We start from the raw sequence: 26,538 nt of genomic DNA on the forward strand, positions 1-26,538 counted from the left end.
GTCTGAGGAAAAAATTCTTCTAGTCTCTTATCGGCTCCTAAGCTCTTGAGCTTTAGACAACAGCACTATAATCACTCCTAGAGAATAGTTACTAAAAGGACATTCCAAAATAGCGTGATTATATTTAGAATAATTTGATACTACCTGATTTTCAACTCGTAGTAATGTTAAAATATATCAAGAGAGCTTATTAAGCAAAAGGATCAGTCGAGTTTACAAGGATTTTCAAGCGAATGGGGTATATCATAAATATAAAAGGGCTGATTACAGTGAGTGGTGAAGGGGTTTTAAAAAGAAATGTTTCAAATAGAAAAGCCTTGACTTCCTTGGTTTTCGGAATATTATCCATTATTTTCTATTTTTGTGTTGGGATAATTCTAGGTGTTATTGGTCTAATAGTTGGTATCGTTGCACTGAAAGAAATAAAACGTTTTAAGCAAGAAGGAAGAAAAAGGGCAACCATAGGTGTCATTTAACGGGTTTACTTGTGAGATGCAAAACGCTAATTATCACCTTCAATCACACTACTATTCACAAAAAAATGACAGAAAGAAAAGACTAGTAAACGTCAAAACAACCGAATCCTTTGAGATTCGGTTTGATTATTTTCATAAAAGGCAATCGATTACCTATTTCATTAAATGGCTAAAGCGAACTTTCTAAATAAGCGGAAAAATTCCGCTTATTTAGAAATCAACATCGAAAATAGCTAAAATAGACGGAGAAATTCCGACTATTGACTCGAAAAACATGAAAATGGGTCATTTCTTTTTGTTTAAACGGAAAAACTCCGCTTATTTACGACGAACTGAACACTACTTTGGTTGATAACGGAAAAATCTCCGCTTATTTCAACGATCACAGGTGACGCTAAAATTTCTTGTTAACCATTACAGTCCGTTTTTTACTTTAAGAACAATTCGATAATCTAACTTTTATTTTAACCTATATATCCAAATGACTTGGTAATCCCCCTACCTTTCACTTGCTCAATTACCGGTTAATTCACACACCGCCAATAATTATTTCCACCCATGTAAATTACACTGTGATTTGATCGGTGATTTACGGATGAAAGGGTCAATAAACAGTGATATTACAATAAAAATTGCACGGTGAATGACTATGTGAAACCCGTACGATTTACTTTGATAGTTAATTGTTTGCACCTTTGAAGTGAACCCGTTAGGTGTCATTTGTAGTGTTCTAGGAATAATTATTCCACTTTTTTTCATGACAGCTTTATTTGCTTACAGATATGTGGTTCATTAGGTTATAAAGTACTAAAATTTCCTTCTTCATAGGACGCTTTAGTGGGAATTTCCGTTTACTTGTTCAAGGTTAGTAGAGTAGAAGAAGATTTAAGAGGATGTTAATAATGAGAAATAGGGAAAGTGCCTTTGCTGCAATAATTAAGGACGATTGGATATTAATGGTAGTAATGACTACTTTCCTTATTAACCCAATAAAAAGGCAGGAGACTTAAATGACTGAATTAACAGCTGCAATTAAACTAGAAAGATTAGGTATCTCTTTACCAAATGCAAGTAATCCACAAGCTAAGTACTCTAATTTTGTTATTGTTAATAGCTTAATGTTCGTCTCGGGTAAAGGTCCTTCTGGAAACCCAAAAGGAAAATTAGGTGAAGATTTCAATACTGATGAAGGTTATGAATTTGCTCGTCAAACAGGAATTGAAATCCTTGCTGTAATAAAACAAGCTTTAGGCTCGTTAGATAAAGTTAAAAGAGTAGTAAAGATTCAAGGTTTTGTAAATGCGACTCCTGACTTCGAAGAGCATCATAAAGTTTTAGATGGTTGTTCGGAGTTAATGTTAGATGTTTTTGGTGATAAAGGAAATCACGCTCGATCTGTTTTAGGTGCTATTTCGGTTAGAGATAACCTTCCTATTATCATTGACTCGATATTTGAAATTGAGGAATAAAACATAGTGAGACGGCCTTTCTAAGGAGCGTCTATTTGTTATACCGTTTTCCATCTTCAAGGGGAGCTTTAGTTTTATAAGACCGCTAAAAAATAAGGCGTGAAACGTTACACATAAATTTCAGGCATTATGTAGTACCTCATTTCTTATATAATTAACAGATAAATGCAATACCATTTTTATATAAGTCTAAATATTGCTTTTAAGGAGAAAAATCAATTTATATAACGGATGATTTAGTTCTATATGAAGTGTGTTGAACTCAACTGTTTGCACACTGTTTTTATTTTGTGGATGCAAAGAAGAATCAAAAAAATAACCGAGTCTAATTTTGTTTGATATATTAAATTAAGAATATTGATATTATTTCGTTCTTTAACTGTCAGGTTAATTTAAGATAGTCAATGGATCAACTTTAATAAGAGGGGTTGGTTGGTATAAATCGTAGAAAAATAATGACTATTTTAGGTGTTATTGTTGGGATTTTAATAGTGGTAATAGTAACCGCGAAAATTTACTCGTTAAAAGTTGATGCAAAATATCCGGTAGCTATTAATCAGAAGGATATACAGCAGAACCTAACAAATTGGGGAAATCGAGGTGATACAAAAACTAATCCAAAGTTGATGAATACCGTTCATTTAGGAAAATCAAATACTTATATCGCATATTTTAAAAACCAATCCAACGGTTATTTAGGAATAGCAGTAATGAAAGAGGGACCAAACAAGCATTTACGAATAGTTAATAGTCACTATGGGTCAAATCAAGTAAAATACTATGGGGTAAATACCAACAAAGGAAATTATGGAATTATTATTGGAAATAACGCAGATGGATTATCTCATTATGTTCAGGCAGAATTAGAAGACCAATCGTTCAAATTTAAAGTTCAGGTTCCAAAAAAAGATGACTTTATCGTTGTTAAGAAGCTCCCTAAAGGTATAGGCAAAACAAAATTTGCAGACCTTTATTTCTTTGATAATGCGAATAAAGAAATAAAGTCAAACTTATTCTTATTCCACTAACGAGTGCTTATATTAAAGATTGGATTTCACTGTCACTTTTTCAAGTAAAAGTCAGGATAATTGAAAAAGAGTAATTTACAAATTATGGAGATGATATATTGGAGTACGTAATGGGTTTAAGAAAGTTAGTTGGGAATCAACCGCTAATTTTAGTGGGCTCAGTGGTTTTAGTCATAAATGAAAATAATGAATTGTTATTACAACATAGGACTGATGGTGGTTGGGGATTGCCTGGGGGATTAACGGAGTTAGGAGAAAGTTTAGAGGATACTGCCAGACGAGAAGTGCGAGAAGAAACGGGTCTAATAATTGGTGAATTAAAATTACTCGGTGTTGCCTCGGGGCAAGATTATTACTTTAAACTTGAAAATGGTGATGAAATCTATTCGGTGACTGCCATTTATGCTTCTAATGACATTAAAGGAGAGATAAAGGTCGATTCATCTGAATCAATTGACGTTGGATTTTTCAAAGTTGGTGATTTTCCTCAAGGAATTACAGAAGAATATCAAAGTTATATTCACCCATATATAAATGATTTGATCGATTAACGAATAGGAAAACGGGAGTTATAAGAAGCTGAAGATTGAAACCGTCTCCGGCTCTTTTTTTCTTCAACGAAAGGTCGAGTTAGGGGATAACAAATGCCTATTACGCCTCAGAAAATGGAGTGTTTTTCTTGAAATTAGGAAAGATAGCTCTTGAGGTAAGTTATATATGAAAATACTGTTTATGCTGATATTACACCGTTCTTGTTTTTTAGTTCATTTCACAAAGGATTCGCACAACCTAAAGAATATCCTGTGTTAAGTGATTTAGAGAAAACATCGATTAAGGATAGGAAAGTGGTTATAGAGGCGTTAAACACTTTAAAACCAAGAACTTATGGGACTGGAATAGATGATTCTCCAGACATAGATACAAAGTGGAATGTAGTAATAACTGCCAAACCATTACCCTAACCACAAAAGGTCTTTGCCATTCCGAAATAGTCTTCTTCCTCTTTGTTTCCAACTGTTAAAGAAATTGCTGAAAAATCTTGGCTTGTATGTTTAGATTTCCCTAAGGCACCTGGTGCTAACATAGCCCAAGGTCAACTATTTTTAGCTAAAAGTAAGGAAAAGGGATGGTTTGTTTGGTTCTAATACCATTAATTCCCATCCCTTCTTCAACTTAAGAGTAAAGTATTAGAAATATTGTGTTAGGATTAAGTTGAATAATTATTTGTTAATCAAGTAATTAAAAGAAAAAAGGAGGCAACAAAGTGAAAAAGATCATTCTAATTTTGACGAGTTGCCTTGTTTTGTTATTAAGTTTTTCTTTCTTGTTCCCAACTGCGGCGATGGCATCTGCGGGCGGAGGATCAGCCGGGGGCGGTGGTTCAGGTTCAGGTGGTGGCAGCGGTGGAAGTGGTGGGGCTGGAGCTCAGAGTGGGCAGAACAATCAGAACTATGGCGTGAGTCGTATTAATGGTATCCCTGTTGATTCAAGTTCGACTACCATACTTTCATCCAGTCCTTTAGGTAATCTATTGGGTGATATATTACCAGTGTTTGTTATAGCGGGAATTCTTTACTCATTTTTTCCGTGGTTGTTTGAGTTTAATAGAAAAATAGTGGTGGATAAAGAGAAGACCAACACTCTCGATAAAAGTTTTTGGAAAGATCGAGCGTTGAAAAGGCGAATTGAAGTTTGTTTTATTAAAATTCAAAAGGCTTGGTCAAAGCAAGAACCTGGACTAGCAGCAACTTTTATGTCCAAGGAACTTCTCAATGAGCATAATGGGATGATTGAAACGATGAAAGACCAAGGCATTCGAAATGTTGTTTCAGGAGTCAGTGTGAGTCAAATAAAAGCAGTTTTCGTTTCACCAAATAGAGATTGCTTTCAAGTCAGAATCAAGGCTAGAATGATCGATTATAGAATCGATGTCAACACTAAGAGCATTTTAAGCGGACAAAAATATCAAAGAGGCATTCTAGAGGAACGATGGCAGTTTATTAAAGTAGATGGAAAATGGGTAGCCGATCAGATTTTTAACTAATTGTTTTTACCTTTCAGCTTTTGAAAGTAGAATTTAATAAAGATAGTGCAAATTGCAAAATCTTAAGTTATTCGAACGATCAGTTTACTGGAAGAGGACATCGGGGATTTCACGGATTTTTTTCGAAATACAAAGAAAGTACAGAGGTGTGATCCTTTGTACTTTCTTTGTTATTAATTCAATTTCAACTGGCATTTTAATACTTTATTAGTCATCGTTCATAATTTGCATCCAACCTTTGTAGTCACAAACAGGGCACGTCACCATTCTTTCGTCAAGGTTTTTCTTTAATGCAAAGGCAAAATTTATTTTTGATAATTTAAAGGAGGAACCACAGACTGGACATTCAAAATGGGTGTTACTTGTTCGAATATTTATATATTTGTAACAGAGAACGAAGATTAAAGCCATTAAAATGAGCGTCTGAATTAATCCTACAATTGGACTCATATTTTTCACTTCTTTATCTGTTTAAAGCTAGAACCACTTAATATTAGGTTCTAACCTTATCGGTTCTAATTATTTCTAATCAACTTCTCTAAGGATATTTTCAATATTTGTTAAGCGTTTATTTATTTCTTGTATTTGTTGCTGTTGTAATTGCGATGTCTCTTTATCAATTTTTAACCGTTCCTCTGCTCGATGTTCCATACGACGAATGACTCTAATAACAAAAACAATGATGAAAATAAGAACTAGGATTGGAAGAAAAGCAACTAGTATGTGTAATGAAGACATTTAATTAAAACTCCCTTCACCAATTAGATTCTTTTAAAAATAAGAAGTTACTCCTTTCTATTTTTAATGGTTATTTCACTAGCAATTTGGGCAATAAAATCCGCAGTTAAATTAATGCTAAAAGAGTTTAGTTCATAATACTTCATTGCTTTTCCACTATCAGAAATTTCGTGATACCCATTGATTAATTTGGCATCTTCTAACTTCTGTAAATGCAAATAAAGTAAGGGTCTACTTATGCCTAACTCTCTTGCAAGTTGACTAACATATTGCTTTTCCTGATGAAGAATGGCGATAATTTTTAGTCGGTACGGATTTGACAAAGCCCCCAACAATTTTAGTAATTCTTCGCTTTTAATTATATCCTTCATATGTAATTATTTTATTACAGGTGAAATATAATTTCAACGAATATTTAATTGTAAAATTAATTCGCCAATAAATTATCGTATTGATTGTTCTTTTTATTGGTCAGAAAGAAACTTTTTGAACTAATGTACTGCGCGAAACGTTTCCTTATAAGTGCCAATGCACGAAATAGGAGGATTGCTAATAAGCAATCACAACTGATTAAACCGAAACCCGGAATGAAAACCGTCACGTTGAGCTGAAACGAGTTATCTGATACTCCTACATGCGCGGAATGGTAGTAGCCTGAACGTGTATGAAGCAAGGTGAAGTCGGCTGAAATGAACCTAAGTTGCTTCATCAGAATATGGTTTATGATAGGTCGGGGTGCTACAAAATATCTATGGTGAGAATGTCCAACCGGACTGACAAACTTGCGAATGTACGGGTCTAGAAATTAATACGCTCGAGAGACGTATACTGCGAATGCAGTGTCATACACCGAAAAGTACGAGTAGTGTATAGGAACTTCGGCATATCTAACAAATGAGGATATAGCTTTGACAGGCTTAAAGTGAGCACCTACGGATTGATGGAAAGAAAAAAAGATAGAGGAAGGTGAATGAGATAGAATGGAGGGAAAAAAGATAAGGTAATTTATCGTGAAATCCAGGGACCACGCTAAATTTGTTATATCGCCGTCGCTTCTTCAACAAACGGTTCAGTTTTGTTTAAGATAAAATGCTTTGAAATGTGGAGGAATAGGAGGATAAATGCAAGATAAATCTGATTTAAATTATAAACAACTTTTCTTATCATTGTCCCTAATTGTTCGATCTCTTACTATTTTTTGATTAGATTGTCCTATTTTTTCAAAAAAATAAGTAGAGAGTTAAACTTTTTAACTAGTTCCTATTTAAGTGGACAGACAGGAAGGGTCTATTGAAAAAATAATGAAGCCAACTTTCAAATAAAACAAAAAGAGCTGAATATTTCTTTTGAAATAAACGGCTCTATTCTTTTCATATAACGAAATTTTGTAGGGGTTTTATTCGTTTAAATAGTTTTCGATAAATCTTGCAGTTGTTCCTCAAATTTACGAATACGAGAATTAAAGATTTCAGATCTTCATTTATTTCATTCAGCTCTTTTTTTGAGTGCTCTTATTGTGAGAGTCTTCCCAAATTCATCTTTCTGTACAAATCGGATTGTTTGTCTCGCCTATATATTAATCAACCTTAGATTTAAAAAGAATTTTTATACATTCTATTCAAAAAATGATAGATTATTCTCCTTAAATAAAATAGAACCTGAAGGAAAGGGAGTATTTTCCAATCGAAATTCAACAAACTCGGGGCTTCGATTGCGAAAAGCAAAACTTCGATTGCGAATTCCAAAGCTTCGATCAAAATTCGCAGAACTTCGATTAAAAATCATAAGACTTCGGCCATAGACAACAGCTTCGATCACAAAATTCAGCGAAAAGAGTCATCATTCGCATCTTGCATTCAAACCGAATAAAACAAATTTTTAAAATAATTATTTTTAAGCTAGGTTGCTTTACTTAATAATAGTCATTCTATTATACTTAAATACAAGAATTTATATTCGGAAAATGATGATGATTTGGAATTATCAAAGGCGGTTTTCATGAAAGTTTTTGTTGAACTTTGTAAGCCATCTTTTAGAGACAACCAGGAATCGACAAAACTGTTATCCCCTTATTTTTCTTCTAATCAAACAGCTTGTCCGCAGTTAGGCGAATGTCTCTTACTATCCAACTAGGTAACCCATAAAGTTAGATTCCATCGTATTTCATCTGAATACCTCTATACCACTTTATACCAATAGTTACGATACTAGAGGTAGAGTTGACAGCTTAGAAAAATTGAGAGGATTGGAGGTATTGGGCGATGCTGTTTTCTTTATATCCGTTAGGTGATCAAGCCGTTGTTATCGAACTCGGTCAAGAAATAAATAAAGAAACGCTGGACAAAGTGAGAGCTGTATCTGCCTTTTTTGACCAACACTCAATTGAATGGGTAATTGAATATGTTCCGGCTTTTACAACGGTAAGTGTCTTTTACGATCCACTATATTTTGTCAATGGTTCGGAGGACAAGCTTCCGTACGAAAAAGTCTGTGACCAATTAAAGACTTTTCTAGCTAACTTGAAAGTTAACGAGGCATCGGAACCGAGAAAGATCGAAATTCCTGTATGTTATGGCGGAGAGTTAGGTCCCGATTTAGAGGTTGTCGCAGAGCACAATCATCTAACCCCAGAAGAAGTCATTCACTATCATTCGATGGGAGATTACTTGGTATACATGATTGGTTTTGCACCAGGCTTTCCATACATAGGAGGGATGCCAGAGGAAATTGCAACGCCTAGAAAAGAATCTCCACGTTTAAAGATCCCAGCAGGTTCTGTAGGTATTGCTGGCAAACAAACAGGTGTCTATCCCATAGAAACGCCTGGTGGATGGCAATTAATAGGCAGAACGCCCATGAAATTATTTCGGCCCGGGGAGGACACTCCTTCCATACTGAGAGCAGGAGATAGGATTCAATTTAAGTCCATTACGTTAAAAGAATTTCAAGAATGGGAGGATGGTACAAAATGATCAAGATTCTCAGTCCCGGGTTGCTGTCCACCATCCAAGATTTAGGGCGCATTGGCTATCAAAAATTCGGAGTTATTGTCAGTGGAGTTATGGATCAAGTCTCGCATCGCATTGCTAATTTATTGGTAGGGAACGATGAAAATGATCCATCAATCGAGATTACGTTGATTGGTCCGAGTATCGAATTTCAGGAGGATACTCTGATTTCGATTTGTGGTGGAGATCTCTCGGCAACTATTAATGGAAAGCATGTTGGATTATGGCGGCCTGTATATGTGAAAGCGGGGAGTATTCTGAGTTTTGGACCATGTCAAAAAGGATGCCGTGCTTACTTAGTAGTCGCAGGCAGTTATAAAGTTCCTAAGGTTATGGAAAGTTTTTCAACCTATATGAGAGCCGGAATCGGTGGCTTTAATGGAAGGGCTTTGAAAAAAAATGATGAACTTCAATTAGGACCTTCTTCAGAAATCGCCAACCAGCTTATCAAAAAAATAGGGAAAATTCCAGAAAATAAGTGGTTTTTAGAAACAGAATGGTCTGTTACGTCTGAACTTTTCACCATTGAAACGTCAAAATCGACCATTAGAGTCATGGAAGGACGAGACGCACAGCTTTTTGCTCAAAAATCCCTTGAACAATTTTTCTCAGAAACATATGAGGTTTCACCCCAATCGGATCGGATGGGCTACCGGTTAAAAGGACCTGAGCTTCAGCTTTGTGAGGCACAAGAGATGATTTCAGAAGCCGTTAGCTTTGGAACAATCCAAGTTCCAGCAGATGGTCAACCTATCATCTTATTGGCCGATCGCCAAACTACAGGTGGATATCCCAAAATAGGTCAAGTCATTACAGTCGATCTTCCAAAAATGGGGCAATTAAAGCCTGGTGATACTATCCAATTCAAACAGGTCAGTCATCAAGAAGCACAGCGACTTTTCATCGAAAGAGAATCGAAACTTCAACGGTTAAAAATGGGATTATTATTGAAGGTGAAATAAGGAGGAACATACATGTACAACGTTGATTTAAATGTTGATATGGGTGAAAGCTTTGGTGTCTATAAACTTGGAACAGATGAAGCCATATTAGATTATGTTACTTCTGCCAATATCGCGTGTGGGTTCCATGCTGGAGATCCGGCAACCATGCGTCAAACCGTGAAAATGGCGCTCGATAAAAATGTGGGAATTGGTGTACACCCCGGGCTACAGGACCTCATCGGTTTTGGTCGTCGAATTATGAGCATTTCTCCTCAAGAAGCCTATGATCTAGTTGTTTATCAAATTGGGGCATTGAATGCTTTTGTTCAAGCTGAGGGAGGGGTTTTACAGCATGTTAAACCTCATGGTGCTTTATTCAATATGGCCGCTAAAAACGTGGGTCTAGCAGAAGCCATTGCTGAAGCTGTATATAGAGTTAATCCGGAGTTAGTTTTATTTGGACTCGCTGGTAGTGAACTTGTTAAAGCAGGACGGAAGCTGGGTCTTCGAACAGCGAGCGAAGTGTTTTCCGATCGCACATACCAAGAGGACGGAACATTAACTCCAAGGAGTATGGCGAACGCGCTCATTAAGGAGCAAGAAGTGGCTGTGAATCAAGTCATTCGCATGGTGAAGGAAGGAACCGTGACGAGCATCCAAGGAACAGATGTGGCCATTAAGGCAGATACAATTTGTATCCATGGGGATGGCGAGCATGCGGTTGAATTTGCCAAATATATTCGTCAAGCCTTGGAGGAAAACGCGATTACGGTAAATAAAATTTCATCAATTTTGTAAATGTATATTTCAGAATAATTAGCAAGATTTATTTTTATTGAAAATTGAAAAAAATTAGAGGGTGGAAAAGTTGATAAAACTGATAGGGATTTTAGTAGTTATCATTGGTTTTCTATTTAGATTTAACACTTTATTAGTTGTAACCGTAGCAGGAATTGTGACGGGTCTTGTTGCCGGGATTCCTTTTAATAAAATCATCGCCGATTTCGGTCAATTTTTTGTTACGAATCGTTATATGTCATTAGCTATTGTTTCAACTTTACCGATTATCGGGATTTTGGAACGTTACGGACTAAAAGAACAATCAGAAAAAATGATTAAACGAGTTAAAAATGCGACAGCTGGTAGGGTTATGTTAACCTATCTTGGAATTCGAGAGCTTTCCGCAGCATTGGGATTAAATATTGGCGGACATGCACAAACTGTCCGACCACTTGTTGCTCCCATGGCAGAAGGTGCTGCCACACGGAAATTAAACAAACCACTTCCAAAAAAATTACGAACCGATATTCAAACCTTTGCCGCTTGTGTGGAAAATACGGGGTGGTTTTTCGGTGAAGACATTTTTATTGCAACAGGCGCTATTCTTCTAATGAAAGGATTTTTTGAAAGTCAAGGTATGCATGTTGGAGTTTGGCAAATGGCTTTCTGGGGATTGCCTACTTCTGTTTGTGCTTTTTTAATTAGTTGGTTCCGTTTGCGACGATTGGATAAAAGGATCAGTCTTTTAGCCCAGCAACCAAGCGAAACTAGCAATGAGGAGGCTTAATCACATGCATTTTATATTTGGAATGGAGTTTTTATATTATTTAATTGGAATCATTGTCTTGATCATCGCGGCTGAGGTTTTATTTGATAAGGATCATCCCAAACGCTTTACATCAGGATTATTTTGGTTAATTTTTGGCGTCACTTTTATTATTGGGGATAAGGTCCCTGCTTCTGTAATCGGTTATTTGGTACTGGTTATGGTTGCTTTGACAGCCTTAGGTCAAGTCAAAAATGGCGGTAAGGAATCCTCTACAAAAGAACAACGTGTCAAAATGGCGGATAAGTTAAACAATAAAATTTTTATTCCTGCCTTAATGATTCCGGTATTCACTGTGATTGGGACACTCCTTTATGGTCATATCAAATTTGGTTCGGTCAATTTTGTAGACCCTACTCAAATCACACTTATTTCATTAGGTATTGCGGCGATTTTAGCTTTCTTTGGGGCTATGTGGATTACAAAAGCCAAATGGAGTGTACCGGTTCAAGAAGGAAGCCGTCTATTGCAATCTGTTGGATGGGCTGTTATATTACCGCAATTGCTTGCTACATTAGGCGGAATTTTCAATGCTGCTGGTGTTGGAAAAGTTGTTTCAGGAATTGTGAGTAACTATCTACCCACCTCGAATTCCTTTGTGGCTGTATTTGCTTATTGCTTTGGAATGATGCTTTTTACAATGATCATGGGAAATGCTTTCGCTGCTTTTGCTGTTATCACCGCTGGGATTGGGATTCCGTTTATTGTGCATATGCATGCTGGGAATCCAGGTATCATGGCAGCACTAGGGATGTTTGCAGGTTATAGTGGGACGCTCATGACGCCTATGGCCGCGAATTTTAATATAGTTCCAGCCATGCTTTTTGGACTAGAAGATCAGAATGCCGTTGTGAAAAAGCAAATTCCAACTGGTCTTGCCATTTTTGTTGCTGATACGCTTCTTATGTACTTTCTTGTGTATCACTTTTAAAAGATCAAGTTAAGATACTGACTTAAAAAGGAGTGAGTTTCATGGGCAAAATTTTATTAACAGGGTTTGAACCTTTTGGTGGTGAGCCATTAAATCCCTCTCTTGAAGCTATTAAGCTTTTAAATGGGGAAACGATTGATGGATCTGAGATTGTGAGTAAAGGACTTCCCGTTGTTTTCGGAGAAGCTAGACCCGTCCTTGAAGAGTATATAAAGGAAATTAATCCGGAGCTCGTCATATCTGTGGGACAAGCTGGTGGGCGTTCCGCAATAAGTGTCGAACGGGTTGCCATTAATGTGAGCGATGGGCGGATTCCAGATAATAAAGGCTATCAACCGATTGATGAGCCAATTAATGAAAAGGGCCCTGTAGCGTATTGGTCGATGCTTCCTATAAAAGCCATTGTAAAGTCTATTCGGGAAGCAGGAATTCCGGCAGAAGTTTCTCAAACCGCTGGGACTTACGTGTGCAATTATATCTTCTATGCTTTAATGGACATTTTGACTGAGTATAAAGGCATTCGAGGCGGGTTTATTCATATACCGTTCATTCCAGAACAAGCCGTTCGAAACCCAGGACAACCATCACTTAGCCTCGAAGATATCGTGAAAGCTATTCGTATCGCCATTCAAACAACTCTTTCACATGAAACTGATATTGTCGAAGCTGGCGGACAAATTAGTTAATCACCAATTAAAACAAGCTCTGATCTATCCTAGATCAGAGCTTGTTTTCTGGAAATGAGAGGAAGTTCGGCGCTACTATTTGGGTTGGTTTAGATTTCCAAATTTTAGCTAGGTTCGTCGAAAATGAGAGGAAGTTCGGCGCTTTTGGTGTGAGATTCGGCGGAAAAAAGAAAACTTCGACGCAAATGGCCTGATGTTCGGCGGAAAATAGAACACTTCGGCGGAAGAGCCACCAATCACATTAAAATAAAATTTTCCGACAAATAGCCAACTATAGAATCGCATTTCCGACCACCGATGTCCGTTTCGTTCGGAGTATCGGGACGGTATTTTGGTCGAGATTAAGTATGCGGATTTGTATTTGGGCTGTAAATAATAAACCTGTACATCCAAATGGCTCGGTGTTGTCCCATTTTCGAGACTTGAGCAAACTGCCAGAAAACATGGGCAGGCGAATAAAGTGCTTGTTTGTTTGTGATGTGAAAGAACGGATTAATTCTGCGATTGATGTTATTGAATGGACACTAGCTAGTCTGAAAAAATTGGCATCCAGTTCTTAAACAAACGATTTGCGATTCTTCAATAACAAGTGGAGAGATTCTTTTTAATTTTTCTAACAAAAAAAGGAAGAAAAATGCTATCCTAAAAATATAGAATGTTCCGCCGCTTTGCTGGCGGTTCGTTTTAATGGATGAATATCACATAAATATAATGTTTGGGGGAATCTGTGTGAAGTTAAAAAACGTTAAAAACGTCTTGCAAATAATAGGATTTATCGGCTTGGTCGTAGGAACTTTCCAATGGAAATACGGTTTCTTTCTTGCATTCTTTTTCTTAGGGTTATCTTGGATTTTAGATGATAAGGGTAAAGCAAAAGCTAATCGTTTTTGGGGAATCGCACTGATTCTATTATCTCTAGTAGAATTATTACAAGATTTGAACGTGATTCATATTGGCTATTAAAAAAGCGCCTTAGTAATAGACTCTTTAACTAACGCGTGAGTTTGTTGAATAATCGGGTTGCTGCAGCAACACTTTTTTTCATATGCAATGAGTTGTTCAGTTTAGTTCAATGATTAATTATTAGAATGTTCTAGGAAAATATAACTTTAATTTTAAAAGTATGACTGATAACCAAGTGATAGATCTTAAAAGGTTGTCGGCGAATTAGGATTATTTAATTGAGAGTATGAAAGGTAAGCGTAATACCGTTTGCAAGTAAAAGAAATCTAAACTAGCTTTGACATATAATACTCATTAAAAGTTCTACCTTCAATAACAAGCGAGTTTCTTCTTGTCCCTTCTATATCAAATCCGCTTTTCTTATATAAAGCTACACCAGCCTTGTTTTCGGTTACAACCGTTAGTTCTAGTCTTGATAGGTTATGTTTGAGGGCCCACTTCGTTACGTTATCAAACAATTTTGTTCCTATTCCTTGTCCTCTATAATCTTGTAAGATACCTACAACAAGATAAGCGCAATGTTTTGTTCTCTTTACAGTTCCGCCCAAGACAATTAAATAGCCAACTAATTTACCATTTTCTTCGGCTACAAATAGTGTTGAATTAGTTTGTTGGTTAATTCGTTCTAATTGCTTTTGTTGCTGTTCAGGAGTGGTTTTTCTTTCACCAGCCTCCATAAGCATAAAATCAGATTGATCTTCAACTTCCTTTATTAGTGTTATCAAATTCTCTGCATCATCAATTCTTATCTCCCGAATTAACATAGTAATCAACTCCTCCCATTTTAAACTTTTTATTTTCTATAATTTTAACATAAAGTTCCATAAGACCTTGTTTTTTGTTTAAACTCACCATATTTTAGAAAACAAATAGACCTTACTTTTTAACATCCTTTTATAAGGCCGATAAATTTTGGTGAAAAAAAAGAGCGGTTGATACCGTCACGTTCAAAAGGAAATTTTAAACGCGCAAATTTGTTGAAGGGGATAACGGATTATGGAGGTTATGGGAAAATTATAATCAACCCGGATTTAAATGAAAAAATGAGTTGATGCTGTATTTCTAATATGAGTTTAATTTTAATCTTGTTTAAATGATGCAACGACACAATATGAACAATAAACTAATTAGGGATATGATTTGTCATAAAATCAAGAAAAAAGATTCTTGATCGGTTAGACATAGAGAACTATTAATGGAGGGGTATCATGAAAAAAATAATGAGCCTGTCAATTTTATCAGCTTTTATAATCGGGATAATTGTATGGGTCGCAAGTTTGATCTTTTCTTTCTCATATTCTGGCTGGGGATTTTTTATTGGTCTGGGGCTCTCGGTTGTCATTTTCCTTGCCAACAGTAGTGGTGGCCCATTATCTAATTTCGCAACGTTAGAGGCAAGTGAAACTAGCTGGAAAATCCAGAAAGATGATAACGAAATGAGAGTAAATGTTGGTGCTGTCTTCTATGGGTCTGTACTTTACACTATTGTCAGCTTTATCGTTATGGTTATCACATATCTTTAAAGAGACCGCACGAGGAGGAGAGGCATGCGCTTCTCCTCCTCAGTTTCATGCTATTCATTGATGATTATAGGTTCTTTTAGCACTTAAAATGCCCCGTAATCCGATTGTCTTTATAGGAAGAAATATAGGATAGGGAAATATAGATGCCTTATGTTAAAGTAAAAGAATATGTATATAGTAAAACCACAGAGATAGTAAGATCATTTAAGAAAAAATTTCTAAGTTGAGTGTGGAAATGAAAGCCATTTGCGACTAATGGGTTTAATTAGAAAACTTCAAGTAGGAGATGTAATAATGGTTGTTAGGGTTAAACTAAAAGATTTAATGGAAGAAATGGAAATACAATTAGAAAAATTGCAATCATTTTCTAAATTTAAAAACTGGTGAAATCGTGCGGGTCACATCGGAGGACCTGAGAGCTGCTGAAGACGATGAACCATTTGATCATTTACAAGAATGGGTTAAAGAAAATAGATTAGTCGCCATCGATGTTATTGAAAACTATGACAATTATATTGAGTTACCAAATAAGCATGAAATAAATGAATATGCAATGGTGGAAAATTTTTGTTTAACAGTAAGTGATCAAAGTAAGCAAGAATCCTTGTCCAGGGTAATAGGGGGAAAGGGTGTTTTTAGAAGGTTTAAGGATAAACTAATTGATTTAGAGCTGGAAGATCAGTGGAATGAAGCTTTATAACACGTTCAACTAACTTTAGATCTTTTGAGGGTTACTCACCATTTCTCCCTCTCATTCTTGCATATTGTAATCCCGATTTAGTACGTTCACTAATAATGTCTCGTTCCAATTCAGCAATACTGGCCATGATCCTAAAGAAACATCACCCCATTGCTGTTGAGTGAATTATCAATGCTATCCTGTATTGAAACGAAGTGAACGCCTTTTTCTTCAAAAGTTTCGGTCAAATCAATAAGATGCTTTGTCGATCATGAGATACGGTCCAACTTATAAACGACGACAGTATCACCTTTACTTATGGCTTTTAAAAGTTGGTCAAGTTCAGGGCGTTCTTTTTTGTTCCTGATATTTTTTCTTTATAAATAACAACTGCCCAAGCTTTCTCTAAGGCATCAATTTGAAGATCTAAATTTTGGTCTTGTGTAGATACTCTTGCAAATCCAAAAATCCCCCTATTTTTCTCATCTCCTTCGATGTAATTATTCCCTAAATAGATTGGTAGGTCAATTTTAGGGATTTTGTTAAAGGGATGGGTTTTAGGGAATGGAAAAGCATTAAAAAACACTGGATTTTAAGCAACAAAAAATGTTTCCTAAAACGTTCGTTTCTGGTCCCTTTTTATAGGAGATAAATTGTATATATATGTTAAGATAGAATTAATATTGTGAATATTTTCACTTAAACTATAGGTTCAGTATTCTTCAAGAAGAAATATGGGGTGATTAAGTGAATGAAGAATTAAAAAGATTATGTGATGAAGATCAGCGTGATATGACAGATTTGCCACCAAATCGTGTAGAGAGAGATAGAATGCGAAGAAGAAGAGTATTAGAGATTTTGAATGAAGGCGGAGCCACAGAAGGAATTGACTATACGCACGCCGCGGTCATATTCCAACACGGAGAAACCTTAGATGATTGGTGGACAGCCCATAAACTTGCCTATAAAGCAAGCGAATTAGGGTTCCGTCGAGCGAGATGGCTAAGTGCAGTTGCACTTGATAGGTGGCTACTAAGACAAGGAAAGCCCACAAAGTTTGGTACTCAGTATGTTAATTTAGGAGGCATTATCCGACTCGCTCGTTTTGAATCTTCTACCACTGACGAAGAAAGAAAAGAGTGGGATGTCCCTTCCATTGCAGATAGTCTAATGCTAGACGGTGAAGCAACTCGTGGAATGCCTAATGTTAAGGTTATTTCCTCTTTAGAAATTCCCAAATTAAAAATAAACGTGGTTAGCTTAAGTCAGGATGTTGTCCACTCTCCTACTTTTGATGGAGAGATTATCAGTTATACACAAGATAATCGTCCAATATTTAGAAACTGTCAAAATTGGAATTGGATAAATAAGAATGATGGAGTAACAATGGAATTAGGTTGGTTATGCATTCCTTACGTCCCAACTATTGCGCACATTTTGGTAAATAAAGAAAAAGTTGGATTAAAACGTTCAATATTAAAAGAGGAACCTGTTATTTGGGTGATTGATAATACTTTAACCTTATATTTTAAAAGTGATGAAGGGGTTTGGGCGATAACGGGTAATGATTGTCAGTGTATAGAAAAAGTTGCATTAACATTAATGTGAAAAGACCTTAAAAGAAAACGTCAACTTCAACGGTCAGGTACTAATAGAACATTTAAAATTGGAGGAGTTTATGAAAAGAAAGTTTCCGATTGTGATTGCAATTGCTGCGGTTTCGGGTGGGGGGAAAACAACAATAACTTCTAACCTAAAAGGAAAGTTACAAAACAGTAAAACACTATTTTTTGATGACTACGATTTTGACGGCCCAGATGACATTATTGATTGGATTGATAATGGTGGTAATCCTGATGAATGGGACTTATCTCCACTTATTAAAGATATAAAAAAGTTACTTAATGAACCTCTAGATTACATAATTTTAGATTTTCCTTTCGCCTATTTACATAGTAAAACAAGTGAATTCATTGATTTTGCCGTGTTCGTTGATACACCATTGGATGTTGCAATGGCACGGAGAATAATTAGAGATTTCAAAGACCGTCCTGCTGAGGATATATTGCTGGATTTAGATAATTATATTGCTAGAGGAAGACGGGGCTATCTTGGTATGCTAAAAACGATAAAACCAAATTCTGACCTCATTGTAGATGGGACGTTACCTATATCTGAGATTGTAAGTATTATCACTAGAAATATAGTTAACAAAGAATAATTAACCTAACCTTGTTCCACTAAAGTCGTGCTATTGTTTAAAGTTGTGATTGCTGCGTCGATCCCCTTTTCTTATTGTACCATTGTTCTGAAAAGTTGAAGAAGCAGTAGCTTATTTTTAGAAGAATAAGGAGAGATACATTTAATGAATAAAACTAATAATCCCGAAAAACTCATTAAAATTGCTTTGGGACAATATGGAATTATTAATTATTCTTCAAGTTTTATAAGACATAACGACAATCTCACATTAAAAATAGTTAATAATGAAGACAACAATTCGTATGTTTTGCGAATTCATTCTCCGATTACTTCGGGACTACAAGGTGTACAGCATACCTTTGAAGGACTAAACGCAGAGATGGAATTGCTAAATAACTTAAACGAACAAACTTCTTTACAGTTACAGCAACCAATTAAAAATCAAAATGGAAACCTTGTTTCTACAATTGTTGATGTAGATAATAATCTTATTCCATTGGCAACACTCCTTACTTGGAAAGAAGGCGTTGTCTATACAGGAAAGGAACTTAATTCAGAAAAACTTGCTAATGAAGTAGGAGTAGTATTAGCAAAATTACATAATTTTTCAAATAGTTGGGCTATCCCACAACCATTTATACGACCAAATTACGATATTGAAAAGTATAGGAATTTAACTGATAGATTACAGTATGGTGCTGAAATTAATTTATTTACATCTAAACAGTATGATGTGATTTTAGACACTATGAAATATATAAAAATTATTTTCGATAGAACACCAAAAATGAATAATAATTGGGGTATTATACACGCTGACCTACAAGGTGGAAACATAATTGTAAATAATGACACTATCATCCCTATTGATTTTGGTTTCGCAGGTTATGGTTATTATCTATTCGATATTGGTATTACTCTTACATCGTTTAATATTAATCTTAGAAAAAAAGTGTTAGAAGGCTATAAAACATTAAGAAATCTTAGTGAAGAAGACGAGTTGCTAATAAGTGCGGGCTTTATTTTAGCTATTTTCGGGGGATTTGGTTTTATGGTTAATAACCAAAAAGCTCACGAATGGATACAGCGGAGAATACCTTATGTAACACAAAAGTATTGTAGGGCTTTACTAGATAGGAACCCTTTTCTGTTGGAAATAGAATAAAAAGTAACCTTTTATTCAGTTATCTTATGTTAAAGATGGGATGGATTGTAGTAAAAGGCGTATACGTTCTTATTTTGGTGAAATATACATATATTGGGGGGTGTAACTAATGGAGAAAATAAGCTATCCAAAAGTTTGGAATTTAGATAAGGTTTTTATGGGGGGAAGCAAATCAAGCCAATTTTCGGATCATATCAAACGATTAGAAGCACTTGTATATGAATTAGAAGATAGTGTAAAAGCAATGATTACTCCGCTTTCAACAAATGAAATAATTAAAGTGGGTTCATTTAGTAGAAAACATCGGAAACATTCGCTTGTACTTATCGCAAGCTAATTCGTTTATCACTTGTCTACTGGCGCAAAATCCAAAGGATCAAGATGCTACGAGATTACGAGGAAAAGTTGCTCAAAAAGAATCCCTTTTTGAAAAACAGCTGTCGATAGTAAAGAAGATATTAGCAAATACAAATGAGGATGTTTGGGAAAGCCTACTAGAAACCGAGGAATTACAAGAATATAAATTTATTCCAAACGAATGGCGTGTTAATGCAGGTCAGGGTAGATGAAGAAGAGATTACTATGCCAATTTATAATTGGGGGATTTTTGAATGCTGAAAAGAAAGTATGGAGACCGTACTAATTGGAAAGGTAAGATTAAGACATACATGAATAATGGGGGGATTCCGTGGGGAAAAGATACAACTTATTGTCCTTTTATTTAATACTTGTTTGCTTAGCATTGGTATTATATTCATTGTATTCCATTATGAACAACACTTGGTTAATTGCACCGCCCAATTATGTATTACTGCTAATGAGTTTGTTAACTTTAGTTTTAGGGGCTTTTGGCTTTAAAGATAAAAGAAACTGGCTAGTTAAAATAAGAAGTTGGCTTACATTAATAGTGTCATCTCTAACATCTATCGGGTTACTTTTGATTCTATTAATTTCGTTTTTATTTCCAAATGAATACATTAAAACAATAGGCCCGTCTGATAATAGTTATTCAATTGATTTTTATCGGTGGGATATGGGAGCGGCAGGAACATTTGGGATATTAGGTGAACTTAATGGACCACTATGGTTTAAGAAAAGGATTTATAACGAAGTACGAACGGAAAACGTGAAAGTTAAATGGGAAAATAATAGTAAGGTGTCCATTAATAATCATATCCTAAATTTAAATCACGGAGATACCTATGGCTACAAATAATGATAATGGTGTGTTTGATAGTTAAAGTAGACATTAAGATTAAACCAACTAATACAAATTCAGTTGTTAAAACAACAAAAAAGGATAGTGATTTTAAATCTCCATTTGACATGGAGTTAACTCCACCAATTAGAATGTTTCTGAAGAATAATATAGTTCATGGGGGAGTTAAGATGTCCAATCAATCACTTTCTGCTGCAAAGGCAGGATCCTTTATAATAGGCGGAGATCTTCCAATCCATAGATTGGGATTTGGTGTTATGCGGTTAGTAGGTCCTGGAGTATGGGGGGAACCCTGTGATCGGGAGGAAGCCATTCGTGTGCTCCGTCGTTCCATCGAGTTAGGTGTAAATTTCATCGATACTGCCGATGCTTACGGCCCATTTGTTGCCGACCTTCTAATCAGGCATGCTCTCTATCCTTATGCGAGTGACTTAATCATCGCATCTAAAGTCGGATTGACGCGCACGGGCCCAAATCAAATGCAGGTGCTTGGACGCCCGGAATATCTAAGGCAGCAGACGGAACTCAATTTACGCAATCTTGGCTTAGAACAGATTGATCTTTTGCAGCTTCATCGCATTGACCCGAAAGTTCCACTAGCTGAGCAAATTGGTGAATTAGCCTTGCTCAAGGAGGAAGGAAAGATTCGTCATATCGGACTATGTGAAGTCAATGTTGAGCAATTGAAAGCTGCAAATGCGATTGCCCCAATCGTCTCGGTTCAGAATCGGTTTAATTTATTTGATAGGAATGCCGAGCCTTTGTTGGAGTATGCTGAAGCCAATGGAATTGCGTTCATACCATGGCATCCCCTTGCAACTGGAGTCTTAGCTAGGGATGGCGGGCCACTTGATGACTTATCCGCAAAGCTTAGTACCAAACCGTCTCAATTAGCACTCGCCTGGTTACTAAAACGCTCAAAAGTGATACTGCCGATTCCTGGTACGTCTTCAATCGACCATTTAGAGGAGAATATTGCTGCAACAAACGTCGAGCTTAGTGACGAAGATTTTCTATTACTTTCGAACGCCATATAATGACAAATTGCATCAGGGGAAGTCAACTCATTTAGTAGAAGGATAAATCGAAAGAAGATAGAAAGGAAGAAAGAGTATTGGTAGTCACATTTTCAATTGCTGAAATTTCCAAACGAACTGGGCTCAACTATGACACAATCCGTTATTATATTAAGATTGGGCTTCTGCCCCCTGCGGAGAAAAAGAAAAATGGAAAGCGAGAATATAGTGAGGTCCATCTCGAAAGGTTATTGTTCATTCGTCATTTAAAACGGACCCAGATGCCACTCAAAGAAATTGAACGATATTTGACTTTAGCATCAGAACGAAACTATAAGAGTTGCTTCGATATTCTCCATGAACAGAAGCATAAGATAGAATTGCAGATTAAGGAACTGCAAGAAACATTGGATGTCGTGTCTGATAAACTTGATCGATACCAAGATGTAGTAAAACGAACCGAAATTAGCCGTTTTACTAAGGACATTGAGTAAGAATTATGTCATAAATATTTGGAATTATTTTACAGTGGTTAGTCGAAGAAGGATTCTTGAAAATTCAAGTGAGCTAGCTTTTTTTGATGACTTCAATAACGCAGTGTAGCTTTTAATGACATCTTCATTGATGAAAGGTCAGAAGTTGTGATACAAAAAATGATCTCATATTCAACAAAACTTAATTGAACATGCTAGTAATCAAATGTCTACGCCTTTAAAAATCAATATTATTTTTATGAATCGACTAACTAAAGATAAATTGATTTCCAATATAAAGAAAGAAGGTGTGATTATTTATGACAAGGAAAGGCTCTTCGAGAAGTTCAATGATTATAAACGTGAGAGTGCTAGGCTTAATGAAGCAACGAAAGCGAGAATGATTCCGACCGATTATTTGCAGCGAATACTTCTTGAGAGGTGATTGGGTGTTAAAACCTTTTATTTGGTTATTAATTGGTATTTTACTAATGATACTGAGCGTTTTTTTAATGACTAAAATTAATCGATTAAAGGCTGGGAGAAATCAACGCCAACTATCAGTTTTTCTTTCAGTAGTTGAATTTATTGCGGATGTTGTGACTGGAAGCTTTACGAGCCTTAGTGGTCTTGCAATAATCATGTTTCTAGTAGGTTTCGTTATGTCCCTAATAAACTTTTTAGTATTAATTCATGTTGTGCACGCATAAGGTTAATTTGGCAAAAGTTTAGTTTAATAGAAGGAATACTCTACCACTTAGTCGAATGTTGTCATACAGGATGACTAATAAGCGGGAGGAAACGTATGGAATATAAGGGTTCGAGCGTTTATGACCATGAGGACTTTTTTACAAATTATATGAAACGAAGAGATCGAAAGGATAGCCCTAATAAAGCTATCGAAAGCCCTATTATTTTTGAACTCATCGGTGATTTTAAGAATAAAACTTTCCTAGACTTAGGGTGCGGGGATGCTTCGTTTGGCAAAGAGCTGCTCAAACAAGGTGCTGGTTTCTACAATGGGATAGAAGGTTCTGAAAAGATGGTAAAAGCCGCAGAACTTAATCTAGCTAAGGAGAACGGTACGATTCATCATGAAACAATGGAATCCTACAGCTACCCTGCCAATCAATATGACATGGTCACTTCCCGTTTTGCGATACACTATGTTTCAGATATTGATATATTGTTCCGCAATGTACATAAAACATTAAAAGATAATGGAAAGTTTGTATTTAGTGTTCAGCATCCTCTTACGACTTCCTCCTTTCTAAGCAAACAAACAGGAGATAGGAGGGGGAACTGGATAGTGGATGATTATTTTCTTGAAGGCGTTCGGAAAGAGCCTTGGATCAATCAGATGGTCGTAAAATATCATCGATCAATTGAGCGCTACTTCAAGGCACTTACCGAAGCTGGTTTTTCCGTTGTTGATTTGCGAGAAGGAACACCGAAACGAGAATACTTTAGCAGTGACGAAGAGTTCAAAAGAAGACAGAGAATTCCAGTTGTATTGGTTTTTTCGTGTGTGAAATAAAATTAAGACGATAGTACAAGTGATAAAACGAAATGGTTATAAATCAAAATATAGATTTGTTGTCTCTTATTCGATAAATTGTCAGAGCAGCGAAAGACGATCGAGATTATTGAACCGCTGCGGAAGGGGATTATTCTGATGAAGCATGTCTATCTGTCAACGCCATCTACTGAGTTTCAGAATGAGTATTTGTCGTTTTATCGGGAGTGGGTTGATAGCGGAGAAGAGATGATACCTTGGGTGATTTCCAAAGATCCATCCGATTTTCAAGGAATGGTTCAATCTCTGTTGGATGCTGAGAATGGAGATGATTTGCCCGATGGCTGGGTTCCTGCTTCTACATACTGGTTGATGGACGAAGAACAACAGGTTATCGGAGCGGTTAATATTCGTCACCGTCTCACAGACGATTTGCGTAACGCAGGAGGGCACATTGGGTATGGAATTAGACCTTCAGAAAGGCGAAAAGGATATGCCACCCAACTGTTAGCACTGTCATTAGAAAAGGCAAAGGAATTAGGTATTGAAAGAGTCTTAGTCGTTTGTGATGAGACGAATACAGGCTCCGAGAAAACAATACGCAATAACGGTGGCATTCAGGATACCAACTACACCGAGGAAAACGGTAATGTCGTTCTGCGATTTTGGATACACGTGTAAAACAAGAAGGCTATTTGAACAAACGAGAGCGATACGTCAAAAAAGGTATCGCCTTTTTCTTATTTAGCTAAAAGCGAAATTAATTAAATGACTTATATGAATATTCTAGGAAATAGCATTGTATAACGAGGTACATTGTGTTACTTTAAATAATAGTAGTAGATACGAATGGAGGTTTCCTTAATATGCGAAAGGAGCTATTGAAAGGAAGCGTTGATATTTTGCTTCTCTCTGAACTTAGTCATCAAGATAAGTATGGCTTTGAAATAACACAAGGAATAAAGAAGAAAAGCAATGATGCTTATACAATGAGTGAAGGCACACTTTATTCAGCTTTAAAACGACTGGAACAAAAAGGTTATCTGGAGTCCTACTGGGGGGATGAAGAGAGTCTTGGAGGAAGAAGGAAATACTACCACATCACGCAAAAAGGGTTATTACAACTCGATCAACAAGTCCAAGAATGGAAGGAAGTAAACAAATTAATTCAATTGTGTACGGGGGTGAATTGAAATGTCAGCTATTGAATTTTACTTAAAAGAATTGTTAAACGGCGTTGACATGGACAAGGCAACAAAGCAGGATTTATATGATGAATTTTATAATCATTTAACGCTGGCAAAATTAAATTATATGAAAGAGGGAATGTTTGAGGAAGACGCAGAGAAAAAGTGCATCAAAGAATTTGGAGATAGTAAAACTATTGGAAAGCAATTACAAAAGGATATGTTTCCCAAGAAGTATTTTGCTCGCATGGTGTCTTGGGGCCTGTTTATTCCTTACATAATGACAATCTTATTTAAACTTTTTATCGGTTGTATTATATACAACGTCCCTACAAAAAATTTTACAACCCAAAGGTACCAAAATTATCATTGGATGTTTTCACATGATACACCTACATATAATCTAATACCCTTTAAGACTATTTTAAATAGCAATTTAGCTAATTTTTGGTGGGGGAATTATCATTTTGCTACATTTAAATTTTTATTTGGTAATATAGCCTTTTTCATTCCGTTGAGTATTTTCCTATTAGCTTTATTTCCATTTTTTCGTAAAAAGAGGAATTTGTTTGTTTTTGTAACTGTGTTATTAGTTGGGATTGAATTTATCCAACTTTTCACTTCTACGGGAATGGTTAATATTGATAATGTTATTTTAAGAATGATTGGTGTTACTTTGGGAGTTTTTCTTTATGAAAAAACTCGAATTGTTCAGATTAGCTTTGGCAAAAAGATTAAAGATTTTGTTTAATGTGTAGAGTATTTATCTTCAACTCGGATTCTGGAGCTAAAGATTCGTAATCTTTCTGGCTCCTTTCTTTTTGGTGTCAGGTTAGTAAACAAGGAGATAAGATAGAAGGGAGGGGAATAGTCCAATGATTAAAGCTGCTATTTTTGATTTAGATGGGACATTGCTAAATAGGGATGAATCATTAAGGAACTATATTAATAATCAATATGAGAGATTAACTAATCATTTAGGACATATCCCAAAAGAAAAGTATGTGGAAAGATTTATAGAATTGGATTGTAGAGGGTATGTTTGGAAAGATAAAGTTTATCGGCAGCTCGTTGATGAACTTAACATTGTTGGAATAACCCCAGATGAGTTGCTTCAGGATTACCTTGCTGAATTTAAGAATCATTGTGTTCCATTTGATCACCTTAATCAAATGCTGGAGGAACTAAAACATAGTAATCTTTATTTAGGGATGATTACGAATGGGTATGGCCAATTTCAGATGGATAATATAAAGGCTTTGGGCATTGAAGACTACTTTGATGTGATATTGGTGTCCGAATGGGAAGGAGTAAAAAAACCAAACCCTGAACTATTTTACAGAGCTCTCAAGAAACTTGGTTTATCGGCTAATGAGTGCATTTTTATGGGAGACCATCCTGATACGGACATTAAGGCTTCTCAAAATGTAGGTATGAAGGCCTTTTGGAAAAAGGATCATCAATGGAATGATGTAGAGGCAGACTTCATTATTAATGATTTATCAGAAGTACCTACAATTATTAGGGATTTGAACAAACAACCAATCTTACAAGATAAAAAAAGAATTTGATAACTACTTTAAAAAAATTAGTCTTATTGCAAGTGTTACTTTGGTTGGACATTGCGGGGTGGTCCGGTAACCTCCTTTCATATGTGATAAACGA

The 26,538-nt window shown here is 35.9% G+C and carries 31 protein-coding genes and 1 pseudogene; 27 read left to right on the forward strand and 5 right to left on the reverse strand.

Annotation, left to right across the window (positions count from 1 at the left end):
• Window positions 1-233 precede the first annotated feature (233 nt).
• The 5 genes from PU629_RS08890 to PU629_RS08910 all read left to right on the forward strand — a co-directional run bounded on the left by PU629_RS08890 (window position 234) and on the right by PU629_RS08910 (window position 5,017).
• Window positions 234-476, forward strand: coding sequence for a DUF4190 domain-containing protein (locus PU629_RS08890; protein WP_275283912.1), 243 nt, complete (start codon window positions 234-236; stop codon window positions 474-476).
• A 1,010-nt stretch (window positions 477-1,486) separates the two neighbouring features.
• Window positions 1,487-1,945, forward strand: coding sequence for a RidA family protein (locus PU629_RS08895; RefSeq protein WP_275283913.1), 459 nt, complete (start codon window positions 1,487-1,489; stop codon window positions 1,943-1,945).
• Between the two features lie 428 nt (window positions 1,946-2,373).
• The gene (locus tag PU629_RS08900) at window positions 2,374-2,973 is read left to right on the forward strand and encodes a hypothetical protein (RefSeq protein ID WP_275283914.1); all 600 of its coding nucleotides are present in this window, start codon (window positions 2,374-2,376) and stop codon (window positions 2,971-2,973) included.
• A 98-nt stretch (window positions 2,974-3,071) separates the two neighbouring features.
• The gene (locus PU629_RS08905; RefSeq protein WP_275283915.1) at window positions 3,072-3,524 is read left to right on the forward strand and encodes an NUDIX hydrolase; all 453 of its coding nucleotides are present in this window, start codon (window positions 3,072-3,074) and stop codon (window positions 3,522-3,524) included.
• A 713-nt stretch (window positions 3,525-4,237) separates the two neighbouring features.
• Entirely contained in the window at window positions 4,238-5,017 is a 780-nt protein-coding gene (locus PU629_RS08910) for a Tim44 domain-containing protein (RefSeq protein ID WP_275283916.1), read from the forward strand.
• A 207-nt stretch (window positions 5,018-5,224) separates the two neighbouring features.
• On the opposite strand, the gene PU629_RS08915 is transcribed toward PU629_RS08910, so the two are convergent.
• The 3 genes from PU629_RS08915 to PU629_RS08925 form a co-directional block, all read right to left on the reverse strand.
• Window positions 5,225-5,467, reverse strand: coding sequence for a hypothetical protein (locus PU629_RS08915; protein ID WP_275283917.1), 243 nt, complete (start codon window positions 5,465-5,467; stop codon window positions 5,225-5,227).
• A gap of 75 nt (window positions 5,468-5,542) precedes the next feature.
• The gene (locus PU629_RS08920) at window positions 5,543-5,755 is read right to left on the reverse strand and encodes a hypothetical protein (protein ID WP_275283918.1); all 213 of its coding nucleotides are present in this window, start codon (window positions 5,753-5,755) and stop codon (window positions 5,543-5,545) included.
• 47 nt (window positions 5,756-5,802) lie between these two features.
• Window positions 5,803-6,126, reverse strand: a complete 324-nt coding sequence (locus tag PU629_RS08925) for an ArsR/SmtB family transcription factor (protein ID WP_275283919.1) — start codon at window positions 6,124-6,126, stop codon at window positions 5,803-5,805.
• A gap of 1,890 nt (window positions 6,127-8,016) precedes the next feature.
• On the opposite strand from PU629_RS08925, the gene pxpB reads away from it, so the two are divergent.
• The 7 genes from pxpB to PU629_RS08960 all read left to right on the forward strand — a co-directional run bounded on the left by pxpB (window position 8,017) and on the right by PU629_RS08960 (window position 13,893).
• Window positions 8,017-8,727 (forward strand): 5-oxoprolinase subunit PxpB, encoded by a 711-nt coding sequence (gene pxpB / locus PU629_RS08930; RefSeq protein WP_275283920.1) that lies wholly within the window; start codon window positions 8,017-8,019, stop codon window positions 8,725-8,727.
• Complete coding sequence (locus PU629_RS08935) at window positions 8,724-9,725, forward strand: 5-oxoprolinase subunit C family protein (RefSeq protein WP_275283921.1); 1,002 nt, start codon at window positions 8,724-8,726, stop codon at window positions 9,723-9,725. The genes pxpB and PU629_RS08935 overlap by 4 nt, the downstream gene beginning before the upstream one ends.
• A 12-nt stretch (window positions 9,726-9,737) precedes the next feature.
• Complete coding sequence (locus tag PU629_RS08940) at window positions 9,738-10,505, forward strand: 5-oxoprolinase subunit PxpA (RefSeq protein ID WP_275283922.1); 768 nt, start codon at window positions 9,738-9,740, stop codon at window positions 10,503-10,505.
• 70 nt (window positions 10,506-10,575) lie between these two features.
• A complete protein-coding gene (locus tag PU629_RS08945; protein ID WP_275283923.1) occupies window positions 10,576-11,274 on the forward strand; it encodes a DUF969 domain-containing protein in 699 nt (232 codons plus the stop codon).
• A gap of 4 nt (window positions 11,275-11,278) precedes the next feature.
• Window positions 11,279-12,244, forward strand: coding sequence for a DUF979 domain-containing protein (locus PU629_RS08950; RefSeq protein WP_275283924.1), 966 nt, complete (start codon window positions 11,279-11,281; stop codon window positions 12,242-12,244).
• Between the two features lie 41 nt (window positions 12,245-12,285).
• Window positions 12,286-12,930, forward strand: coding sequence for a pyroglutamyl-peptidase I (gene pcp / locus PU629_RS08955; protein WP_275283925.1), 645 nt, complete (start codon window positions 12,286-12,288; stop codon window positions 12,928-12,930).
• Window positions 12,931-13,659: 729 nt separating this feature from the next.
• Complete coding sequence (locus PU629_RS08960) at window positions 13,660-13,893, forward strand: hypothetical protein (protein WP_275283926.1); 234 nt, start codon at window positions 13,660-13,662, stop codon at window positions 13,891-13,893.
• A 266-nt stretch (window positions 13,894-14,159) separates the two neighbouring features.
• On the opposite strand, the gene PU629_RS08965 is transcribed toward PU629_RS08960, so the two are convergent.
• Window positions 14,160-14,657: a GNAT family N-acetyltransferase gene (locus PU629_RS08965; protein WP_275283927.1), complete on the reverse strand. Its 498-nt coding sequence runs from the start codon at window positions 14,655-14,657 to the stop codon at window positions 14,160-14,162.
• A gap of 444 nt (window positions 14,658-15,101) precedes the next feature.
• On the opposite strand from PU629_RS08965, the gene PU629_RS08970 reads away from it, so the two are divergent.
• Together PU629_RS08970 and PU629_RS08975 are read left to right on the forward strand one after the other, a co-directional pair.
• A complete protein-coding gene (locus PU629_RS08970; RefSeq protein WP_275283928.1) occupies window positions 15,102-15,416 on the forward strand; it encodes a hypothetical protein in 315 nt (104 codons plus the stop codon).
• Window positions 15,417-15,807: 391 nt separating this feature from the next.
• A complete protein-coding gene (locus tag PU629_RS08975; RefSeq protein ID WP_275283929.1) occupies window positions 15,808-16,116 on the forward strand; it encodes a UPF0158 family protein in 309 nt (102 codons plus the stop codon).
• Here PU629_RS08975 and PU629_RS08980 read toward each other — a convergent pair.
• Window positions 16,061-16,564 (reverse strand): annotated as a pseudogene (locus PU629_RS08980) (recombinase family protein). The gene PU629_RS08975 and the pseudogene PU629_RS08980 sit on opposite strands and share 56 nt — an antisense overlap.
• 278 nt (window positions 16,565-16,842) lie before the next feature.
• Between PU629_RS08980 and PU629_RS08985 the strand changes: the two are divergent.
• The 13 genes from PU629_RS08985 (at window position 16,843) to PU629_RS09045 (ending at window position 26,444) form a co-directional block, all read left to right on the forward strand.
• Entirely contained in the window at window positions 16,843-17,703 is an 861-nt protein-coding gene (locus PU629_RS08985) for a hypothetical protein (protein WP_275283930.1), read from the forward strand.
• Window positions 17,704-17,773: 70 nt separating this feature from the next.
• A complete protein-coding gene (locus PU629_RS08990) occupies window positions 17,774-18,316 on the forward strand; it encodes a nucleoside/nucleotide kinase family protein (RefSeq protein ID WP_275283931.1) in 543 nt (180 codons plus the stop codon).
• Between the two features lie 144 nt (window positions 18,317-18,460).
• The gene (locus PU629_RS08995) at window positions 18,461-19,462 is read left to right on the forward strand and encodes a phosphotransferase (protein WP_275283932.1); all 1,002 of its coding nucleotides are present in this window, start codon (window positions 18,461-18,463) and stop codon (window positions 19,460-19,462) included.
• 109 nt (window positions 19,463-19,571) lie between these two features.
• Window positions 19,572-19,799 carry a hypothetical protein gene (locus PU629_RS09000; RefSeq protein WP_275283933.1) on the forward strand — a complete coding sequence of 76 codons (228 nt, stop codon included), beginning with the start codon at window positions 19,572-19,574 and terminating at the stop codon, window positions 19,797-19,799.
• Window positions 19,780-20,031 (forward strand): hypothetical protein, encoded by a 252-nt coding sequence (locus PU629_RS09005; RefSeq protein ID WP_275283934.1) that lies wholly within the window; start codon window positions 19,780-19,782, stop codon window positions 20,029-20,031. Before PU629_RS09000 ends, PU629_RS09005 begins: the two co-directional genes overlap by 20 nt.
• Window positions 20,032-20,150: 119 nt before the next feature.
• Window positions 20,151-20,678 carry a DUF5412 family protein gene (locus tag PU629_RS09010; protein WP_275283935.1) on the forward strand — a complete coding sequence of 176 codons (528 nt, stop codon included), beginning with the start codon at window positions 20,151-20,153 and terminating at the stop codon, window positions 20,676-20,678.
• A gap of 173 nt (window positions 20,679-20,851) precedes the next feature.
• Window positions 20,852-21,718 (forward strand): aldo/keto reductase, encoded by an 867-nt coding sequence (locus tag PU629_RS09015; RefSeq protein ID WP_275283936.1) that lies wholly within the window; start codon window positions 20,852-20,854, stop codon window positions 21,716-21,718.
• A gap of 77 nt (window positions 21,719-21,795) precedes the next feature.
• A complete protein-coding gene (locus PU629_RS09020; protein WP_275283937.1) occupies window positions 21,796-22,191 on the forward strand; it encodes a MerR family transcriptional regulator in 396 nt (131 codons plus the stop codon).
• Window positions 22,192-22,975: 784 nt separating this feature from the next.
• Window positions 22,976-23,707: a class I SAM-dependent methyltransferase gene (locus PU629_RS09025; protein WP_275283938.1), complete on the forward strand. Its 732-nt coding sequence runs from the start codon at window positions 22,976-22,978 to the stop codon at window positions 23,705-23,707.
• 138 nt (window positions 23,708-23,845) lie between these two features.
• Window positions 23,846-24,367 carry a GNAT family N-acetyltransferase gene (locus PU629_RS09030; protein WP_275283939.1) on the forward strand — a complete coding sequence of 174 codons (522 nt, stop codon included), beginning with the start codon at window positions 23,846-23,848 and terminating at the stop codon, window positions 24,365-24,367.
• Window positions 24,368-24,552: 185 nt separating this feature from the next.
• Window positions 24,553-24,879: a PadR family transcriptional regulator gene (locus PU629_RS09035; RefSeq protein ID WP_275283940.1), complete on the forward strand. Its 327-nt coding sequence runs from the start codon at window positions 24,553-24,555 to the stop codon at window positions 24,877-24,879.
• 1 nt (window position 24,880) lies between these two features.
• Complete coding sequence (locus PU629_RS09040; RefSeq protein WP_275283941.1) at window positions 24,881-25,624, forward strand: VanZ family protein; 744 nt, start codon at window positions 24,881-24,883, stop codon at window positions 25,622-25,624.
• Between the two features lie 124 nt (window positions 25,625-25,748).
• A complete protein-coding gene (locus PU629_RS09045; RefSeq protein ID WP_275283942.1) occupies window positions 25,749-26,444 on the forward strand; it encodes an HAD family hydrolase in 696 nt (231 codons plus the stop codon).
• The last annotated feature ends 94 nt before the right edge of the window (window positions 26,445-26,538 follow it).

Source organism: Pullulanibacillus sp. KACC 23026, assembly GCF_029094525.1.
Lineage (GTDB): Bacteria > Bacillota > Bacilli > Bacillales > Sporolactobacillaceae > KACC-23026.

Bases quoted from the DNA above. Each gene is read 5' to 3' on its own strand.
- PU629_RS08915 (WP_275283917.1), bottom strand. From the start codon at position 5,467: ATGAGTCCAATTGTAGGATTAATTCAGACGCTCATTTTAATGGCTTTA.
- PU629_RS08965 (WP_275283927.1), bottom strand. From the start codon at position 14,657: ATGTTAATTCGGGAGATAAGAATTGATGATGCAGAGAATTTGATAACA.
- PU629_RS08950 (WP_275283924.1), top strand. From the start codon at position 11,279: ATGCATTTTATATTTGGAATGGAGTTTTTATATTATTTAATTGGAATC.
- PU629_RS08990 (WP_275283931.1), top strand. From the start codon at position 17,774: ATGAAAAGAAAGTTTCCGATTGTGATTGCAATTGCTGCGGTTTCGGGT.
- pcp (WP_275283925.1), top strand. From the start codon at position 12,286: ATGGGCAAAATTTTATTAACAGGGTTTGAACCTTTTGGTGGTGAGCCA.
- PU629_RS08970 (WP_275283928.1), top strand. From the start codon at position 15,102: ATGAAAAAAATAATGAGCCTGTCAATTTTATCAGCTTTTATAATCGGG.
- PU629_RS09025 (WP_275283938.1), top strand. From the start codon at position 22,976: ATGGAATATAAGGGTTCGAGCGTTTATGACCATGAGGACTTTTTTACA.
- PU629_RS09030 (WP_275283939.1), top strand. From the start codon at position 23,846: ATGAAGCATGTCTATCTGTCAACGCCATCTACTGAGTTTCAGAATGAG.
- pxpB (WP_275283920.1), top strand. From the start codon at position 8,017: ATGCTGTTTTCTTTATATCCGTTAGGTGATCAAGCCGTTGTTATCGAA.
- PU629_RS08920 (WP_275283918.1), bottom strand. From the start codon at position 5,755: ATGTCTTCATTACACATACTAGTTGCTTTTCTTCCAATCCTAGTTCTT.
- PU629_RS09040 (WP_275283941.1), top strand. From the start codon at position 24,881: ATGTCAGCTATTGAATTTTACTTAAAAGAATTGTTAAACGGCGTTGAC.
- PU629_RS08935 (WP_275283921.1), top strand. From the start codon at position 8,724: ATGATCAAGATTCTCAGTCCCGGGTTGCTGTCCACCATCCAAGATTTA.
- PU629_RS08995 (WP_275283932.1), top strand. From the start codon at position 18,461: ATGAATAAAACTAATAATCCCGAAAAACTCATTAAAATTGCTTTGGGA.
- PU629_RS08925 (WP_275283919.1), bottom strand. From the start codon at position 6,126: ATGAAGGATATAATTAAAAGCGAAGAATTACTAAAATTGTTGGGGGCT.
- PU629_RS09000 (WP_275283933.1), top strand. From the start codon at position 19,572: ATGGAGAAAATAAGCTATCCAAAAGTTTGGAATTTAGATAAGGTTTTT.
- PU629_RS08890 (WP_275283912.1), top strand. From the start codon at position 234: ATGGGGTATATCATAAATATAAAAGGGCTGATTACAGTGAGTGGTGAA.
- PU629_RS09035 (WP_275283940.1), top strand. From the start codon at position 24,553: ATGCGAAAGGAGCTATTGAAAGGAAGCGTTGATATTTTGCTTCTCTCT.
- PU629_RS09015 (WP_275283936.1), top strand. From the start codon at position 20,852: ATGTCCAATCAATCACTTTCTGCTGCAAAGGCAGGATCCTTTATAATA.
- PU629_RS08940 (WP_275283922.1), top strand. From the start codon at position 9,738: ATGTACAACGTTGATTTAAATGTTGATATGGGTGAAAGCTTTGGTGTC.
- PU629_RS08895 (WP_275283913.1), top strand. From the start codon at position 1,487: ATGACTGAATTAACAGCTGCAATTAAACTAGAAAGATTAGGTATCTCT.
- PU629_RS09045 (WP_275283942.1), top strand. From the start codon at position 25,749: ATGATTAAAGCTGCTATTTTTGATTTAGATGGGACATTGCTAAATAGG.